Origin of the sequence: Peribacillus sp. CSMR9 (assembly GCF_033141925.1) — a bacterium.
Taxonomy (GTDB): Bacteria; Bacillota; Bacilli; order Bacillales; family DSM-1321; genus Peribacillus; species Peribacillus simplex_A.
On record NZ_JAOPHO010000056.1, the window covers coordinates 1 to 17,211 of the forward strand.

General features: G+C 40.4%; 14 protein-coding genes and 2 pseudogenes. 6 read left to right on the forward strand and 10 right to left on the reverse strand.

What is annotated here, in order from left to right; genetic code table 11:
• Positions 1–305 precede the first annotated feature (305 nt).
• A pseudogene (locus N9I19_RS19080) lies at positions 306–720 on the forward strand (transposase); the annotation flags it as partial.
• 148 nt (positions 721–868) lie between these two features.
• Here the strand turns inward: N9I19_RS19080 and N9I19_RS19085 are convergent.
• Positions 869–2,101: a multidrug effflux MFS transporter gene (locus N9I19_RS19085; RefSeq protein ID WP_411730568.1), complete on the reverse strand. Its 1,233-nt coding sequence runs from the start codon at positions 2,099–2,101 to the stop codon at positions 869–871.
• Positions 2,102–2,492: 391 nt separating this feature from the next.
• The gene (locus tag N9I19_RS19090; protein ID WP_317778687.1) at positions 2,493–3,470 is read right to left on the reverse strand and encodes a 2-hydroxyacid dehydrogenase; all 978 of its coding nucleotides are present in this window, start codon (positions 3,468–3,470) and stop codon (positions 2,493–2,495) included.
• 342 nt (positions 3,471–3,812) lie between these two features.
• Between N9I19_RS19090 and N9I19_RS19095 the strand changes: the two genes are divergently transcribed.
• Both N9I19_RS19095 and N9I19_RS19100 read left to right on the forward strand, forming a co-directional pair.
• Entirely contained in the window at positions 3,813–4,769 is a 957-nt protein-coding gene (locus N9I19_RS19095; RefSeq protein WP_317778688.1) for an MBL fold metallo-hydrolase, read from the forward strand.
• Between the two features lie 293 nt (positions 4,770–5,062).
• Positions 5,063–6,265, forward strand: a complete 1,203-nt coding sequence (locus N9I19_RS19100; RefSeq protein WP_317778689.1) for a M14 family zinc carboxypeptidase — start codon at positions 5,063–5,065, stop codon at positions 6,263–6,265.
• 864 nt (positions 6,266–7,129) lie between these two features.
• On the opposite strand, the gene N9I19_RS19105 is transcribed toward N9I19_RS19100, so the two are convergent.
• Both N9I19_RS19105 and N9I19_RS19110 read right to left on the reverse strand, forming a co-directional pair.
• Positions 7,130–8,083 carry a TRM11 family SAM-dependent methyltransferase gene (locus tag N9I19_RS19105; protein WP_317778690.1) on the reverse strand — a complete coding sequence of 318 codons (954 nt, stop codon included), beginning with the start codon at positions 8,081–8,083 and terminating at the stop codon, positions 7,130–7,132.
• A 174-nt stretch (positions 8,084–8,257) separates the two neighbouring features.
• Entirely contained in the window at positions 8,258–9,349 is a 1,092-nt protein-coding gene (locus N9I19_RS19110; RefSeq protein WP_317778691.1) for a CotH kinase family protein, read from the reverse strand.
• A 154-nt stretch (positions 9,350–9,503) separates the two neighbouring features.
• Between N9I19_RS19110 and N9I19_RS25305 the strand changes: the two are divergent.
• Positions 9,504–9,557: pseudogene (locus tag N9I19_RS25305) on the forward strand (hypothetical protein); the annotation flags it as partial.
• 22 nt (positions 9,558–9,579) lie between these two features.
• Complete coding sequence (locus tag N9I19_RS19115; protein ID WP_317778692.1) at positions 9,580–9,996, forward strand: hypothetical protein; 417 nt, start codon at positions 9,580–9,582, stop codon at positions 9,994–9,996.
• A gap of 135 nt (positions 9,997–10,131) precedes the next feature.
• Here N9I19_RS19115 and N9I19_RS19120 read toward each other — a convergent pair whose 3' ends face one another.
• From N9I19_RS19120 to N9I19_RS19130, 3 genes are read right to left on the reverse strand one after another with little or no spacing between them, the layout of a single operon-like run.
• Entirely contained in the window at positions 10,132–10,443 is a 312-nt protein-coding gene (locus tag N9I19_RS19120; protein WP_061462142.1) for a DUF3870 domain-containing protein, read from the reverse strand.
• A gap of 23 nt (positions 10,444–10,466) precedes the next feature.
• A complete protein-coding gene (locus tag N9I19_RS19125; protein ID WP_317778702.1) occupies positions 10,467–11,672 on the reverse strand; it encodes an acyl-CoA dehydrogenase family protein in 1,206 nt (401 codons plus the stop codon).
• Positions 11,673–11,686: 14 nt separating this feature from the next.
• Positions 11,687–12,874 carry a CaiB/BaiF CoA transferase family protein gene (locus N9I19_RS19130; protein ID WP_317778693.1) on the reverse strand — a complete coding sequence of 396 codons (1,188 nt, stop codon included), beginning with the start codon at positions 12,872–12,874 and terminating at the stop codon, positions 11,687–11,689.
• Between the two features lie 468 nt (positions 12,875–13,342).
• Here N9I19_RS19130 and N9I19_RS19135 point away from each other — a divergent pair, with 468 nt between their 5' ends.
• Positions 13,343–14,281: a DHH family phosphoesterase gene (locus N9I19_RS19135; protein ID WP_317778694.1), complete on the forward strand. Its 939-nt coding sequence runs from the start codon at positions 13,343–13,345 to the stop codon at positions 14,279–14,281.
• A 155-nt stretch (positions 14,282–14,436) separates the two neighbouring features.
• On the opposite strand, the gene N9I19_RS19140 is transcribed toward N9I19_RS19135, so the two are convergent.
• From N9I19_RS19140 to N9I19_RS19150, 3 genes are read right to left on the reverse strand one after another with little or no spacing between them, the layout of a single operon-like run.
• Positions 14,437–15,450, reverse strand: a complete 1,014-nt coding sequence (locus N9I19_RS19140; RefSeq protein WP_317778695.1) for an aliphatic sulfonate ABC transporter substrate-binding protein — start codon at positions 15,448–15,450, stop codon at positions 14,437–14,439.
• A gap of 35 nt (positions 15,451–15,485) precedes the next feature.
• Positions 15,486–16,244: an ABC transporter permease gene (locus tag N9I19_RS19145; RefSeq protein ID WP_061462138.1), complete on the reverse strand. Its 759-nt coding sequence runs from the start codon at positions 16,242–16,244 to the stop codon at positions 15,486–15,488.
• A complete protein-coding gene (locus tag N9I19_RS19150) occupies positions 16,177–17,019 on the reverse strand; it encodes an ABC transporter ATP-binding protein (RefSeq protein WP_061462137.1) in 843 nt (280 codons plus the stop codon). The genes N9I19_RS19145 and N9I19_RS19150 overlap by 68 nt, the downstream gene beginning before the upstream one ends.
• Between the last annotated feature and the right edge of the window lie 192 nt (positions 17,020–17,211).

A 17,211-nucleotide genomic window follows, 5' to 3' on the forward strand; every position in this document is an offset into this window, starting at 1 on the left:
GCATTAAGCTAACCACTACTACTGCCTTCATGGTTCGGGACTTTCACCCTATAGATTGCACCCATGCCGGGCGCACGGAAAAAGCTGAAATCCCATTAGGATTTCAGCTTTCAGACTGTAGCGTTGATTTCCACTCCAGGCACTCGCTTTCCGCGGGCGGTCCGGGAGCCTCCTCGGCTTGCGCCTGCGGGGTCTCCCCCTAGACGCGCTTTTCCCGCAGGAGTCTCGCGCCTTCCGCTCCAATCAACTTTGTTATAAAATTTAGATAAAATCTCTTTTGCCTACAGTCTTTTTTGTTTTAAAATTTCTGCAAACATGACTATGTTTACGATGAACATTTTGATTGTTACCTTTGCCCATCGGGCGAGATTTTAAAGTACTCAACAACGAATTACGAGGGCTATCGCGAGACAAAACACCAAAACACATTTGTGTGACATGTCCATTTTTATCAAAGTGACCGAAAGTAATGACCATCAAAAAGTAGTGACACGTCATATCTGGCAAGATTATATGAAAGAAGCCGATCATCTGCGCCATCATCAAGATGTAAAACCTATGCGGAGCGTGTTTTAAGCAGATGCAAAAGAAAAGCATGGCATGCGTTGGATTACTTTAAGGGGACTTAAAAAATTGTCGATGCAGGCGATGCTCACTTTCACTGCCATGAATGTAAAGAAGATGGCAAATTGGACATGGCAAGGTCCAAAAATGGCCTAACATAGGGGGCTCATAGAGTCCCAATTCCATAATATTGAGCAAAATTCAAAGGGAATTTCAAAAGGGGTTCGGAATGTTTTAATTCCAAATCCCTTTTGTCTACAAACTGAAAGCTGAAATCCCATATTAGGATTTCAGCTTTTCCTTTTTAAGTAACTTTCCTTAACCCACGACGGGCAAGAATCAAATAAGCGAACATGGCAACGAAATGACAACTTACCATCACAATTCCCATCGGCAAGGATGACTCACCTGAACCTAGGCCTACCAGCGGAGCCATTAGTGATCCCAATATAAAAGGAAGCAGTCCGATTAGAGCGGAAGCACTGCCTGCTGTTTTTTTCTGATTTTGCATCGCTAACGAAAAACTCGTTGTACCGACGATACCGACGCTGGAAACGGAGAGGAACAAAGCGACCAAGATTCCTGCCAGCCCAATTTCGAGAAAGACTGAGGCAAGAAGGAATATTCCTCCAAACAAAGCAAGACATAATCCCATTTGAAGCAGCTTTTCTTCTTTAACCTTCCCCGCCAGCTTTCCGGCAACTTGGGAAGCAATGATGATTCCCATTCCGTTTATTGCAAAGATCAGGCTGAATGTCTGTGGGGAAACCCCATAAATATTCTGGAGAACAAAAGGCGATCCGGAAATATAAGCGAACATAGCGGCACTTATGAACCCTTGTGAAAAAGCATAGCCCATAAACACCCTATCCTTCAATAAATTCCCAAACGTCTTGATTGTATCGTTTATCCCACCAGCACTCCTGAGATTAGGCGATAAAGTTTCCTTTATCCCAAAAAATGCAGCCGCAACCATAAGGACACCTAATACACAAATGACTATGAAAACTCCCCGCCAAGAAGTGAATTGCAAAAGTTGACCGCCAAAAACTGGTGCCAAAATCGGTGCCGCCCCATTTACCAGCATTAACATGGAGAAGAATTTGGTCAAATCCGTTCCTGAAAAAAGGTCACGAACTATGGCCCTTGAAATGACAATGCCTCCTGCTCCCGCAATACCTTGGATCAAACGTAATAATAAAAGCAATTCAATGGATGGAGCAAAAGCACATAACAGTGATGAAATACTATAAATGGATAATGATATGATTAACGGTGTCCGTCTTCCTTTTGCATCACTTAGCGGCCCTAAATAAATTTGGCCTAAAGCTAATCCTAACAAGCAGGCAGTCAAACTCAGCTGGGCTAAAGAAGTACTGCTTTTCAGATCCTCAGCTAGTCTAGGGAGACCCGGTAAATACATATCAAGTGACAATGGTCCAATCGCTGCAAAAGACCCCAGCATAAGAGCCATCAACAGCCTTTTGGATTTAGTCATTTCGTTGCCTGATGATATCGTTTCTTTCATTTCAATCATTATTACCCTTTCCCTTTCAACTAATTGTTTTTTTCCCTAAATAAAACCCGACTTTCTTTATTTTACAAAAAACCCGAACAATTTACGATAAGTATGCTTCACTTGAATTGGATGCTTACTGACAGCAATCCTTCAATGTGGTTCCCTATTAATCTGCCTATGCTTCGAAACTCCAAAATCTCAGTGAAAAGAACAAAATCAAATATCAGGATACTTGATTTTGATACTGCGAACCTAAGGCAAACATGGTCCTCGTAAAACAAATTCCACCTTTTAAAGGCGAAACAATTCCCCACCTTCAGATGTGACTTCATTTAAACATTATTTTCAACTTCGGCTTATGACTAAGGTATCGATTGAAATTCCCCATAAAAAAGACCCCATTTTGGGGTCATTTTCCTTTATTCAACAATACTAAATTACGGGGAGAATCACCAGATAATCCTTCCTTCAAGTTTTGTACAGCAAGAGTTGCCATTTTTAATCTTGTGGCAATACTTGCACTCCCGATATGGGGTAATGTAACCACATTGGGCAATGTAAGCAGAGGGTGATCCAAAGGAACGGGTTCTTCTTCAAATACATCCAGTCCAGCCGCCCAAATCTCCTTATTTTTCAGCGCCTGATATAACGCGTTTTCATCAATTATCCCGCCTCTTGCGGTATTAATGAGCACAGCCGTCCCTTTCATTAATCCCAGCTGCTCCTTGCCGATCATATAAGCGGTTTCCGGTGTGAGCGGCAGCATGACACAAACGAAATCCGAGATTTGGAGCAATTTTTCAAGGGGCTGATATTCGATTCCCAATTCTTTTTCCTTTTCATACTTTCGGCTACGATTAAAATAAACTAAGTTCATATCAAATCCCTTTGCTCTTTTTGCAAGGGCTTCACCAATCCTCCCTAACCCGATGATACCCAGCGTCGCACCGTTTACATCTTGTCCGGTCAGCTGCATTGGCGACCACGTTTCCCATCTCCCACTCCTTAAATAATCTTCTGCCTCCATCAACCTCCTTGCCGTTGCAAGCAGCAAGCCGAAGGTTAAATCGGCTGTCGTTTCCGTTAAGACCCCCGGTGTGTTCGTTACCATGATGCCCCGTTTAGTTGCACTTTGAACATCAATATTATTATGGCCTACTGCCATATTCGCGATGATTTTCAGATTAGCCGCCTTTTCAATCAGTGACTCGTCGATTTGTTCCGTCAACAAGCAAAGCAGCCCCTCTACTTCTTGCATTTCTTGTTCAAGGACTTCTCTAGGGACCGGTATATCCTCTTGGTCCCACATCCTGACATCATAATTCCCACTAAGACCATCGATGATTTGTTCCGGCAATTTCCTTGTAATATAAATTTTAGGCTTCAAACCATAACCCCCCATACCGTTTTTTTATTCATGGAGCCACACTTGCTTCATTCGTCATGCATTCAGTTTTCATTTCATATGAGACTTCAAAAAAATTAATTATTATATTGGCTAAGTAACCAGATTGTTTATTCGATTTTAAAATAAACTAGATAATTAGACCATTCATTTCCAATCATTCTTACTATTAAATTATTGTTTATCTGAAAGCTTCCGCTTGACAGCTTTATTTCATTCAACTAATCATAAATAATAACCCTTTAATTCTATTCTTACTTTATTTAGTAATGTCGCAATTTTTCAGATGAAGTTTATCTCGATTTAGGAGGATATGAGACGTTCATGAAAAATAATAAAATTTATCCAATTATAGCTCCAAGCGCTTTATCTTTAAAAAGTATAAACTTTTATTTAGTCAAACAGGATGAATCTTTAACATTAGTCGATGCTGGTATGAATGATGACGTTTGCTGGAATGCACTGCAGCAAACCTTAAAGGAAAATGGATTTACCGTTGGGGATATCACAGGAATTTTATTAACCCATCATCATGGGGACCATGTTGGTTTGGTCAACCGGATTACTGAACTCCATCCTATACCAGTCTATGCCCATTCTAAATCCGTTCCCCGTCTAAAACGGGACCCTGACTTCTTAAATATGAGAATAGAATTTTATAAGCAGCTTTATCTTGAGATGGGCTGTGGCGAACTTGGAGATAAACAAGTAGCATACCTTTTCAACGCGGTCGACAATAATAAAGATCAAAAACTGAATTGTGACATCATCGCAATCACAGGAAAACAATGGCTGAATTTTGAAGTGATCGAATTTCCCGGGCATGCCCCGGATCAAATTGCTTTCCTTGACCAAAAAGGGAAACTGCTTCTTTCCGGTGATTTATTGATTGAACATATTTCAAGTAACGCCTTGATCGAACCTGATGAAAACGGCAATAGGATGCTGACTCTTGTCGATCATATCGACTCATTAAAGCGATGTTTAGCATTACAGGTGAATCTCCTCTTACCAGGTCATGGCAACATCATGGAACAACCTGGTCCATTGATTGAAAAAAGACTCAATAGCATTGAGAGAAAGTCACAAAAAATCCTGGCCTTAATAGAATCTGGAATTTCTACAGGAAATGAACTGGCAAAGGAATTTTACAAACAAAAGTATACATCAGAATTCCCGCTCGTCATGTCAGAAATCATCGGCCATTTGGATTACTTGGAATATCAGGGGAAGGTCAAGAAACAAATTATCGAATATGTAGTTCATTATCAAACTAAGTGACAATCAATAAGGCTGAATAGATATTATCCCCACTGTCCCCTCAGTGAGGATTTTACTATGTCTAGAAAAAATAACAGCTTCTTGAAAGTTAAAGATTCAAGCAGTTCAAGGTGATCTAAATGGTATGGATACCCTCGGATGAAAATTGTGCTGCGTGGTAAACTGTCATTTTGTTGGATTGAATTTTTCTTTTCACATTTATAGGCCTTTTTAGGTGTTTTTAATAATCTAACAGGAAAAAGAAGAGAAAACGAAGAATTTATCTGAACATTGGATATTTTCAAAAAGGGAGAATGAATGTGAAAAAGAAGCTTTTTAAGGTTTTAAGTTCAACAGTAACAGCAGCAGCATTACTTGGCCCTAATGTCAGCTTTGCTGAACGAGGACCAAACCCGACAGGTGGAACGAATCTTTCTACTGAAGCATTCCTTAATTATGACGAGCTTGTAAAAAAATTAAATCAACTTGAGCAAGTGAGTAAAGGGAAAGTAAAAGTAGAAGTGGCTGGACAAACAAATCAGGGGCGTTCCATTCACAAGGTAACGGTCGGTCATGGTGACAAAGTCGTTCTTATTCAAAGTGAAATTCACGGAAATGAAAAAACAGGAACTGTTGCGTTATTGAACATTCTTGAAAACCTTGGTCAAAGCAACTCGCCTGAGGTAAAGAGAATGCTTGATGAATTAACAATCGTTGCTATTCCAATGATGAACGTAGACGCCTCAGAGCTTGATCGCCGTGGAAATGAGATGACATGGTCAGAGGTTGTAGGGAAATTCCCACAACTTTCAAATGTGAAACCCGCTTGGAACTATTACACGATTCCCAGATCTGGAGACGACTATGCTAGCAAACCGGGATTTGATGTTAATCGTGACTTTAATCCAAACCTTAACTATGTACCAAAGCCTCAAGACTTCCCGGGGGCATCTGAAAAGCCGGGCTGGTTTATTACACCTGAATCGCAAACGGTACGTGACATATATAAAGGGTTAAAATCGAAATTTGGTAAAGTGGATGTTTTTATCGACCTTCATCACCAAGGGTTCCCATATATCGAAGGAACTGATGATCGTGTAACAATGTCAATATCCGGAAAATTCGTTGCCAACCCAAGCACTCCTGCAGGGGCTAAATATGCAGAGTATGCAGATAATTTTAAATATGATTTCTCCCGTCAGTTGACACTTACTGCGTATAACACACTACAAGCAAAAGGGAATTCCGTGTTTACAAATATTTCATTGTACGATCAATCTATCGACCTGCCAGGTACTGCTTTAGGAACGTTTGCTTTAAACGGAAGTGGTACGGTTCTATTTGAAGTAAGCGGACAAACACAAAACTTTGGGCAAAAAAAGAAAGGCCAGCTAGTAAAAACGGTTGAAACGGGTCTAATGGGTATTATCAATGGTGTAACAGATGGATCGGTTCATAATCTTAATCCATCAGACTATGAAAATATTCCTGAAAGTTCATCTACACCGGGATTCTAATCACGTTGAAACTTAAATTTAAAGGCGGCTATCTCAATAGATAAATTGATATTATCCCCTCTAAGTAGACAGTGTAAAAAACGTTCATTCTTGGAGAGGGATTTTATTATGCCTAGAAAAAGTAACGCTACTCTTGTGAGTTAAAGATTCAAGCAGTTCAAAGTTTTCTAAATGGTATGGATGTCCTCGGGTGAAAATTGCATTGCGATCGAGGCTTTTTCGTCATTCACAAAAAAGTATATGCTTAATGTGGGAATTACAAGTACAGTCCATTATTAGAAGGGAAACCGCGTTTCTTTAAAGGCGAATACTCTAGAACCTATCCACATTTGAACGAAAATTTCAGAATAGAGCCCATTGAAGTACTCGTTAGGGATATTACCTATATTTGCTGAAGTGTGGATTTCATTATTTATCTGCCGTATAAGACATTATAACAATGAGATTATTGCTTGGAAGTTGTCTTCACGGAAGGGATTTACATCTTGTGTTGGATAGATTAAATTCAGTAACAGAAAAAAGAAATGTGTACAGAACCATTCTCCATTCGGATCAAGGGTTTCAGTACACATCTCCCGCCTATCATAAGCAATTAGCACAACTGGGTGTTATTGGAAGCCCCTTTCGTAGGGGAAACTGTCATTTATAATGCTTGTATTGAATCAGAATGTATTTTTGTAAATCACTTTGAATCTGAAAATAACTACAAGCAGCCATTGTGAACGATTCCAAAAAAGACTCTGCCACCTCACACCGATAGAATATCGATGCCAGATGGCAACTTAGCCTTTTTAGTTGTCTGTTTTACAGGGGTAACTTCAAATTCATTAAAGATTTCAGCTTTTTTCATCTTGCTGACGAAACTTATACACACACTACAACTTGTCTGGAAAAAATGCCTTTCCTCGCTACACAGCGATCAGCAATTTCAAATCCTGCTTCTTCAATCATATGATCCATCGTGTCAATCGTAACGACAACGACCTTGTCAGCAAAGCCCCTCGCATGTTTAAGGATCGATAGCTGATCTTCCGGCGTCGCATGCGTATATAAATTGTAAGGCATATCGATAATCGCTACATCATATTTACTGGTGACCTCCGAAATCGGACCTGTAGTTACATCACCTTCGAGTCCGAAATAGGCAATGTTCTCCCTGGAACCGTCAGTAACAAGTGGGTTGATATCTCGGCCAACAATATTTATCCCCATTGATAGTGCTTCCACCAATACCGTTCCAATTCCGCAGCATGGATCAATGGCCTTCACTCCATCTGGATGTGGAACGGCTATGTTGGCAATGGCCCTCGCCACTCGTGTGCTAAGTGCTGTTGAATATTCACGCGGCTTCTTCATATGATGTAACCAAACCGCTTCAGGTTTTACATACTTCCCAAAATACCAACGGCCGCCTAGTGTCACTATTCCATATACCTGATCAGGATTTCTCACATCGGCATTCCCCTGAATGTGCCAGCCAATCTCCCGTTCAATTTCACGCTGTCCATCATAATCTATTTTTTCTTCTTTATTAAGATCATTAATTTTTACGAATAACACTTTGAACGTCGAATCAGGCAATTTTATATCCTTCACTTGCTCAACAATTTCGGATATGCTATCTCCTTCAAACATGATATCGACCCGTCCTTTTATAAAGGGACTTCTGCTCGGTTCAATTTTTATATCACTTTTGAGTATATTTTCTGAAGCCTCAAAGCCAAAGAACGAGCGCATTTCCATTTTAGATAATGAGCGTTCGTCAGGGCTGCACGTAAAGGTGTATATATATGCCGGTATACGGCTATGATTAGTCAATCCATTCCCATCCTTCATTTACTATAGATTATATCTTTCTATCAAACATAGCTGTAATAGGATGGAAAAGCAAATGGAATCGTGCAGAAAAAAAACAGGAATGCTTTTCTTTCATCACTCCCGTTATTTTTTTCCATTTCCCAATCACAATTTTCAGTTAAAGTATGGGAATCATTAATCTAATTTATGCAGCCGTCCCTTTATATACTTTGCACGGCTCTCTATGAATTTCAGGATAAAATCAGGCTCATTATCAAAAGTTTTCTTATTATCCTTGATATATGGATCTTTTGAAACATAAGGACTAATATGATCATGCATTCCCTGAATGATGGGTTTCATATGCTTAACGTTAAACCGAGTGTTCAAAATCTCCTTTAGAAGTCTTTGGTATCGAACACGAAATGCCCTTACATCAAGGATTCTAGCAGTCAATGAATTGAATCCCTCGATTCCCACATAGTCCTCTTCCATCACTTTTCCATTAACATCCCTGCCCCATGTCGCATCATAATCCCATGGGATAATTTCAAAGAGTCCAGTATCTCCATTTCGATACAAGGCATAGTTGTGAACAAACCCATCATAGTTTTGCGTGAATATGACACCAGCCAGCCAGCGCAGGTACTTTTCCACATCGACATATTTTACGATTTCCCTTTCAAAATCCGCCCTTGAAATTGTATTGATTTGGATAATCAATTCTTGTAAATATAATTCATCCTTTGCTGACCCGCATTTTTTTTGATATCCCATTTCCAATGATTTTTTGATTCCTTTATCCAAATCACTCATCAATGAAAAATTTGCATCACCGTCCACTGCATAGAAAATTGATCCCTTAGGCAGATCCCTATTCTTCAAATAAAATTCATCCACTGATTCCAATTCTAGATATATTCCCTCGTCCTTCCCGTTCAGATTCAGGAAAACGAACTGGGATTTCGGTGATAAGGTCCCGATATCCGCAAAAAAGTCTAAAGATAATTTATTTCTTAGTAAAGATTTATCCTTATACTCAGCATTTAAATGAACTTCCTTAGCATTCCTAAAAGTATTAGGTTTATAAAAGACTACATTATAAGACTTTTTCTGAAAACCGCGGATATGTGAGCCACGGTAAACAATATCAATATCCAGTTTTTTTCTGTTAATGGTTAACTTTGCAGGTAAAGGATCATTGCACCATATATCCCTGCGAAGTTCCTTTAAATTTACCGGTGGAATAAAAAGCTGATATACAGGCAGCTTCTTGTCAGCATTCATATAACCCTTCCCTTTCACTTTCCTATTAAATTATGGGAAAAAGCGAAGGACGTCACAAAAAAACAACTTTTTTTAAAAAAAAGTTGTGCGATTATCACTAGCACATCACGTACAAGCCGAATAGTCTAACGTATAGAAAGGGGGATATATGAATATGTCAAACATCATTCGTAATATACAAAATGCGGTGGATAGAGCCAATTCCTTCGGGTTAAGCGATTTCATGTTTAATGACCCACGTTCAAATGGCCGTTCTTCACGTAAAAGAAACAATAAAAGACGGTCCACTTGCAGCACTCGAAGACGCACTAGCAGGAATCGGTCCACCGGCACACGATGGGGATCTTGCTGGAAACGGAGATCTACTTGCAGCACGCAAAGGCGCACTAGCAGAAATCGGAGATCTACTTGCAGCACGCAAAGGCGCACTAGCAGAAATCGGAGATCTACTTGCAACACGCAAAGGCGCACTAGCAGAAATCGGAGATCTACTTGCAGAAACCAAAGGCGCACTAGCAGAAATCGGAGATCTACATGCAGAAACCAAAGGCGCACTAGCAGAAATCGGAGATCTTCTAACCACGGCACCGGCAACAAGAAATGGAATTGGGGCTTCTAGTTTCATCGTCCCTTTTCATGTATTTTAATAATTTATAAGACAAAGAGGTGTTTACATCAACGCCTCTTTTTTATATCCTGAAAACGAAAATTGAATGATTTTTTTATCCTCAAAAAAAGGATCCTATCTGTTTCACATACCGGTAGGATCCTTCCATTTTCCCTTATTTGACGGAGACCAATTCGAACTGTGCATACACATCCTTCAGCCCTGCTTGAATGGCTTGACCAGCTTTCCCACGATAATACTTTTGTACACGATCAATCAATTCTTCGATACCATCTTTCAGGCAATACCCTCGCAGCAGGTGACGAATGAATTCCCTGCCATGTTCTGTAGCAAGTGTACAGGAAGCCTCGACAATGACACCATGTTTAAAATCAAGTTCTACCGTGATCGTGATGGAATCATATATATTTCTCGCTGCCATCCCTTGTGGAAGTTTTGCATGCCCTGCAATAAAGTATGTGTTCATCATCTGATCTCCTCTATCTATAATTAATGTACGGAAATTTGCTCGAAGGGCCATGCAGGCAATTGCTTGCGAAGCCCTTTATCTTGTCTGTAGCCAAGAGCGTATTCACCCTGCATTACAGTATGAATCTCACGGGTTCCTTCGTAAATGACCGGAGCCTTTGAATTCCGGAGAAATCGTTCGACTGGATATTCATCCGAGTAGCCATAGGCACCATGAATTTGAACAGCATCATTGGCCGCTTCGTTAGCAGCATTACATGATATCCACTTGGCAAGTGATGTTTCCTTCGTATTCCTTTTTCCTTGATTTTTTAAGGTACCCGCTTTAAAGACCAGCAATCTTGAAATCTCTAAATTTGCGGTCATCTTGGCAATCATCTGTTGAACGAGCTGATGCCTGCCAATCTCTTTTCCGAAGGTACTTCGTTCATGGCAATACTTCAAGCTTGCTTCAAGGCTTGCTTCAATTAACCCTACAGCACCTGCGGCCACTGTAAACCGGCCGCTGTCCAATGCCGACATGGAGATTTTAAAGCCCTCACCTTCTTCACCAAGCCTATTCTCCACCGGAACTTTTACATCCGTTAAAAAGACTTCGCCTGTATTCCCCGCACGGATTCCTAATTTCCCTTTAATGGCTTTCGACTCCACTCCCTCAAAAGTCCGTTCCACTATAAAAGCGGTAATTCCCCTTGAGCCGGCATCATGATCCGTCTTGGCGAAAATAAGGAAATGATCTGCATAATCACAGAGCGAAATCCAAGTTTTTGATCCATTCAGGATATAATGGTCCCCAACACGTTTTGCCGTTGATTTCATTGACGCTACATCAGTTCCTGCATTCGGTTCAGTCAGCCCAAAAGCGCCAATCTTAGTCCCTTTTGCTTGAGGAACTAAGTATTTCCGTTTTTGTTCTTCCGTCCCCCATTGCAGCAGGGTCATGCTATTCAACCCTGTATGTACAGAAACTGCGGTTCGGTAAGCCGTATCGCCTCGCTCCAGTTCTTCACAAACGATGGCCAGGGTATTATAATCCATACCGACTCCACCGTACTCTTCTGGTATACAAACGCCCATCAACTGCAATTCCGCTAATCTTTTTAAAATATGTGGCTGGAATTGACCCTGCCTATCCCACTCTTGAATATATGGGATAATTTCCCTATCCACAAATTTCCTTACCACTTTCTTTACACTTTGCTGTTCTTCTGTTAATTCGAAATTCATCATTAAAATTCCTCCTAAATAATTTTATTTTCCTTGAATTTGCTTATTTGGTCTGGACTATATCCAATTTCAGCCAAAATGGAATCGGTATGCTCACCATACAACGGCGGATGCTTTCTCATCGTAACCGGCGTTTTCGAAAGGTTCAGGGGCGATCCCGTCACTCTAAGATTTTCGATTGTCGGATGTTCCATGTTCACCAACATGCCTCTTGCGATGATTTGTGGATCCTCGAACATCTCTGCGATATCATTAATCGGACCATTGGGTATCCCTGCATCATCAAACAGCCTTTTCCATTCTTTCTTTGTCTTTCCTCTCAACGAATCCTCTATAATCCGTATTAATTCTTCCTTGTTTTGCAAACGTTTTTCATTATGCTTAAACTGTTCCTGCTCGGCTAAATCAGGTCTGCCTAAAACGGTTGTAAATCTCCTGAACTGATCATCATTTCCTACAGCCACTACAAGCTCCCCATCCCTTGTCCGGAACGTCTGGTATGGAACGATATTGGGATGTTGGTTTCCCATTCGTTCAGGGGTCAAGCCACTGAATAAATAGTTGCTGGCAACATTCACCAATGAAGAAACCTGACAATCCATTAACGAAATATCAATTTCCTGTCCTTCCCCCTCTTTATCCCTATGATGTAAAGCGGATAGAATGCCAATGCCTGTATACAAGCCAGTCAATATGTCAGCTATGGCCACTCCGACCTTCACGGGGCTTCCATCTTTTTCTCCTGTGATGCTCATCAAACCACTCATTGCTTGAATGATATAATCATAGCCAGGCAAATCTTTATAAGGACCGGTTAAACCAAATCCCGTAATCGAGGCCATGATCAATTTAGGGTTAATTTCCTTTAAATCTTCATAACCTAACCCCATTTTTTCCAATGTACCCGTCTTAAAATTTTGAATCACTATATCCGCTGAAGACACTAATTTTTGGAAAATCCCTTTCCCTTGTTCAGATTTTAAATTCAAGGTCATGCTTTGCTTATTTCGATTGGCACATAAATAGTAAGCGCTTTCTCCTTGGGCGAATGGCGGACCCCACCCTCTCGTTTCATCACCTGATTCATGATGCTCAATTTTAATTACATCCGCACCCAAATCACCGAGAATCATTGAACAGAACGGTCCCGCCAAAACACGGGATACATCGATAATCCTGACTCCTTCCAAAGCTCCATTCATATCATCACCCCTTTCAAACTGTCAGGATACACAAAAAAGAGCCAGTAAAACCAACAATGTCATACATTGATGTTTCACTGACCCTTATCCACGAACTGTCTTCCTGCAAAGGAAGATCAAGTGAACCAAGTCAATTTTTATGAATTCCAGTTTTATGACAAGCCGGCCATGCAACAAGGTAACTTGTTGTCATCGGTTTGGTAAATTAAGTATAGTTTCATTTTTTGAATTTTGCAATAATTTTGTTTGGGTGTTTTTATTACTTCCACTGAAATACTCTTTAGCATACTTCCCGTTTAATATAAAAATACTTCCAGGACTACCTCAAGCTAAAGTAATTGGAATTGCCTTTATTCGTGAGGCATGTGATGATTGGATATACATAACTGTCTATATTTAAAATGAGAATTTTTCATACAATCAATTATCGGTCGACAGACAAGGAAAGATTCAAAGGGAGATGGCAATATGGTCAATAAAAAAAAGGAAATAATCGAAGCGATCAAGAAATACCCAACCATTATCATTCACCGCCATGTTAATCCGGACCCCGATGCATTGGGATCACAAATCGGCTTACAACGGCTTTTGAAGCACTCCTACCCTGCCAAGGAAGTTTTTGTGGTTGGCGAAGAAGTGGATAGGCTTTTATTCATTGGTGAAATGGATGTCATTACAGATAAAAAATACAAAGGGGCCTTAGTGATTGTTTGTGATACTGCCAACCTTTCACGGATAAGTGATTCCCGCTATGATCACGGGGACCTGCTGATCAAAATTGACCACCACCCCGAATATGAACAATTCGGTGACCTTTCTTGGGTCGACCCTTCTTATAGCTCTGCAAGTGAAATGCTTGTTGATTTATTTTTGCAATTTCCAGAAGGCTTTATCATGAATAAAGAAGCAGCTAAATCATTTTATGCAGGAATTCTAGGTGATACAGGGAATTTCATGAATGGGAATACCACTCCTAGGACATTAAAAATGGTTTCGCACTTAAGAACTTATAATTTTCAGCCAGAAAGAATCCATAACTGGCTTAATATAAAGTCGAAAAACTCTTCAAGACTTCAAAAAGACATTCTCATGAGCTTCAAGGTAACCGATAAAGGGGTAGCTTACTTCATTATTACGGAGGATCTGTTAAATATGTATGGATTAGATCGAATCGAAGCTTCGAATTTAGTAAATACTCTATCAAGTGTAAGGGGAAACAAAATCTGGGCTTTCTTCATCGAATATCCTTCTGAAATCCGTGTCAGGATTCGTTCACGGAGTATTCCCATCGCTTCTGTCGCACGTCAATTCAATGGAGGAGGACATTCACTGGCGTCAGGTGCTACCATCCATTCCTGGGAAGAGGTTGATCATGTTATTCAGGCATTGGATCAAGTCTGTCCATAATACAGGAGTTCATGACAGTGCCGTGTTTATATGTATAATCATCTTCTCAGGCCATTATAACGGATTAATCCGACCTAAACTAGATTTTTTCGACCTTTACCGGAATACAAAAACACGCCCAAGCCTGGATGGCTGAGGCGCTTTCTCATTACAATTTACTTGGACACTTTTTCAAGAGTTGATAGATCGATCATTCCTTTTATATCACTGCTAGGAATATAACCGGCTTCTTTGCTTATGTCAGCCATTTCCTGGATGACTTGCTCATTAACTTCAGTTGTCACTTCCAAGCGTGAAAATGCTGAAGCCACTTCTTCTTTACTTAATTCTTTTCCAGTCAGTTCCTTCAAATGCTTAATAACCAGTTTTTGGCTTTCTTCAGGGTTGTCTTTTATAAACTTCACCGCTTTTTCATGCGCTTTCAAATAGGAAGCAGCGAGCCCCTTTTTATCCAAGAACTTCTGGCTTGCAGCCACTACCGTATTAGGTGAATCTTTTCCCCATGCAAATTGATCCCAGTCAAGCACTAACTTTCCTTTTGCCTGGTTTTCCAATACATACCCCCATGGTTCCTGGGTAGCAGCTGCATCGACTGATTTTTGGACAAAAAGAGCGGTTGTGTCAGCAGGGGCTGCCGCATACAACTCAACTGTTCCCCCATTTGTAGTCGGTTTTAAGTCAACATCTTGAAGGGCTTTCCTAAGCATGACATCCTGTGTGCTCCCAATGACGGGAATCGCTACTTTTTTACCGTCCAAATCTTTTAAATCCGTTACCTTGCTGTTCTCGCTGGCCACAAGAACGGCACCGCCATTAACAGCGCCAGAGATCAGATGGTATTCAGGGTTTTTCACGTAAAAGTTAAGCAATGGACCAGGTCCAACCGTTCCGACATCAATAGCGTTTGTAGCCATTGCTTCCATGAATAATCCGCCATTGGCCACTGTTTTGGTTTCAATCTTAACATCTTTACCGAACTCTTCTTCAAAAAAGCCTTTTTCAAGTGCAATGATCGTTGCACTGTGAGTTAAGTTAGGAAAATATCCAATTTTCACAGTTTGTTTACCAGAGCCTTTTTCCTCTTCTTTACTGGTGGATTGTGTGCATCCGCTTACTATTCCGATTAACAATACGGACATAATAAGGGCAAAAAATGATTTTTTCAGCATATTTCCCTCTCCTTTTAAACTATAATCTTATTAATCTACCGTTGGTTTACTCCCCATTTCAGTTGAACATTACGCTCTAGGCGTGAGAAGACAACATTATCCACGATTGTTCCAATGATTGCGATAATGATCATTACGGAGATGACCAAATCCATTTGTCCAAGTGATCTGCCCATTTCCAGCAACTGTCCAAGACCGCCGCCACCGCCAAGTAATTCACCTGCCATCAATGCACGCCAAGAAAATGCCCATGCAATTCGCAGCCCGGATATAATTTGTGGAACAGATGCTGGTAAAATTACGGTACGTAGAAAATGAAAACCGGTTGATCCATATGTTTTGGCAACCCGTTGATACAGCTGGGGCACATTCCGGAATCCACTTGTTGCATTAACTGTCATCGTCCAAGTTGCGCCGATCGTGACGATAAAGAGAATTGAAAAATCATTCAATCCAAACCAAATTATTGCCAAAGGGAACCAAACGATACTCGGGATGGATTGTAAAGCAGTCACTACGAATCCAAGCGTATCCTCAACCAGTTTAAAGCGCCAAATGAAATATCCTAAGATTAGACCTATTATAATGGCAATCGTGAAGCCGATTAGGATACGGCCAAGGCTTTTTCCGATGGCTTCGGTTATTTGTCCGCTTACCAGTCCATTAAACAGAGTTTCCAACACTTGAGTCAGGCTGGGAAACATGAAGTCCGGAAGACTGGAAAGTCTAGATGTGACTTCCCATATCCCCGCTATCATCGCGATGAATATGATTCGTCTTAAAGCTGTAATCATTCCCCATTTCCTCCTTCAGCACTTTTTCAATTTCCTCCTGCAAGATCGATAGAACCCTTTGTTCAGTATGCAAAGTTACACTATCCGGCATTACTCCATCTTTCATGGAAGGGACGGAAATCGTCTCTTTAATTTTCCCGGGACGGGTTGCAAAGACGATAATTTTTTCGGAAAGCTGAACAGCCTCACGAATATTATGGGTAACGAAAAAAATGGTCACTTTAGTTTTTCTCCAGATTTCGAGCAGCTCTTTATGCAAGACCATCCTCGTTTGCTCATCAAGAGCAGAAAATGGTTCATCCATCAACAGGATATCAGGTTCCATCACCAGCGCTCTTGCGATGGCTACCCTCTGTTTCATCCCCCCCGAGAGTTGATGTGGATAGGAGTCAACATATCTGCTGAGGTGAACCATTTTTAAAATGTCCAATGCTTTGGCTTTAGCCTCTTCTTTGGGAATCTTCTTTAACTTCAATCCGTATGTAACATTTTCAAGAACCGTCAACCAAGGAAATAACCCAGCCTCTTGAAACACTACAACCCGCTCCGGACCTGGCTTCATCACCTTTTTTCCAGCTACACGTATTTCACCTTTATCAGCCTTATCAAGGCCGGCAATTAGATAAAGGAGTGTCGATTTGCCACATCCTGAAGGTCCGACGATCGAAACGAAGCTTCCTTTCTCGACCTCTATATTAATCTCATCGAGCACCTTTATGCTTTCTTTCTTTTCATTCGAAAAACTTTTTTCAATGCCATCTATTGTTAAATACATAAAGTCACCCCACTTTTATATCGCACCGATTAACTAAACATTATTTCTTAATAATGATTAATCCAATGGTTTTTGTCAACAATAAAAATGCAAAAATTCTAATTTATCGGTATCTTTCTATTAAACTGTCAATGTATTGATAAATATTCCAATTTTACATAAAGATTCATATAAACAAATTCCATTCAACAA

Excerpts from the sequence above, each read along its gene's own strand:
- N9I19_RS19085 (WP_411730568.1), bottom strand. The coding sequence starts at position 2,101 with ATGATTGAAATGAAAGAAACGATATCATCAGGCAACGAAATGACTAAA.
- N9I19_RS19095 (WP_317778688.1), top strand. The coding sequence starts at position 3,813 with ATGAAAAATAATAAAATTTATCCAATTATAGCTCCAAGCGCTTTATCT.
- N9I19_RS19100 (WP_317778689.1), top strand. The coding sequence starts at position 5,063 with ATGAATGTGAAAAAGAAGCTTTTTAAGGTTTTAAGTTCAACAGTAACA.
- N9I19_RS19110 (WP_317778691.1), bottom strand. The coding sequence starts at position 9,349 with ATGAATGCTGACAAGAAGCTGCCTGTATATCAGCTTTTTATTCCACCG.
- N9I19_RS19115 (WP_317778692.1), top strand. The coding sequence starts at position 9,580 with ATGACCCACGTTCAAATGGCCGTTCTTCACGTAAAAGAAACAATAAAA.
- N9I19_RS19120 (WP_061462142.1), bottom strand. The coding sequence starts at position 10,443 with ATGAACACATACTTTATTGCAGGGCATGCAAAACTTCCACAAGGGATG.
- N9I19_RS19125 (WP_317778702.1), bottom strand. The coding sequence starts at position 11,672 with ATGAATTTCGAATTAACAGAAGAACAGCAAAGTGTAAAGAAAGTGGTA.
- N9I19_RS19130 (WP_317778693.1), bottom strand. The coding sequence starts at position 12,874 with ATGAATGGAGCTTTGGAAGGAGTCAGGATTATCGATGTATCCCGTGTT.
- N9I19_RS19135 (WP_317778694.1), top strand. The coding sequence starts at position 13,343 with ATGGTCAATAAAAAAAAGGAAATAATCGAAGCGATCAAGAAATACCCA.
- N9I19_RS19140 (WP_317778695.1), bottom strand. The coding sequence starts at position 15,450 with ATGCTGAAAAAATCATTTTTTGCCCTTATTATGTCCGTATTGTTAATC.
- N9I19_RS19145 (WP_061462138.1), bottom strand. The coding sequence starts at position 16,244 with ATGATTACAGCTTTAAGACGAATCATATTCATCGCGATGATAGCGGGG.
- N9I19_RS19150 (WP_061462137.1), bottom strand. The coding sequence starts at position 17,019 with ATGTATTTAACAATAGATGGCATTGAAAAAAGTTTTTCGAATGAAAAG.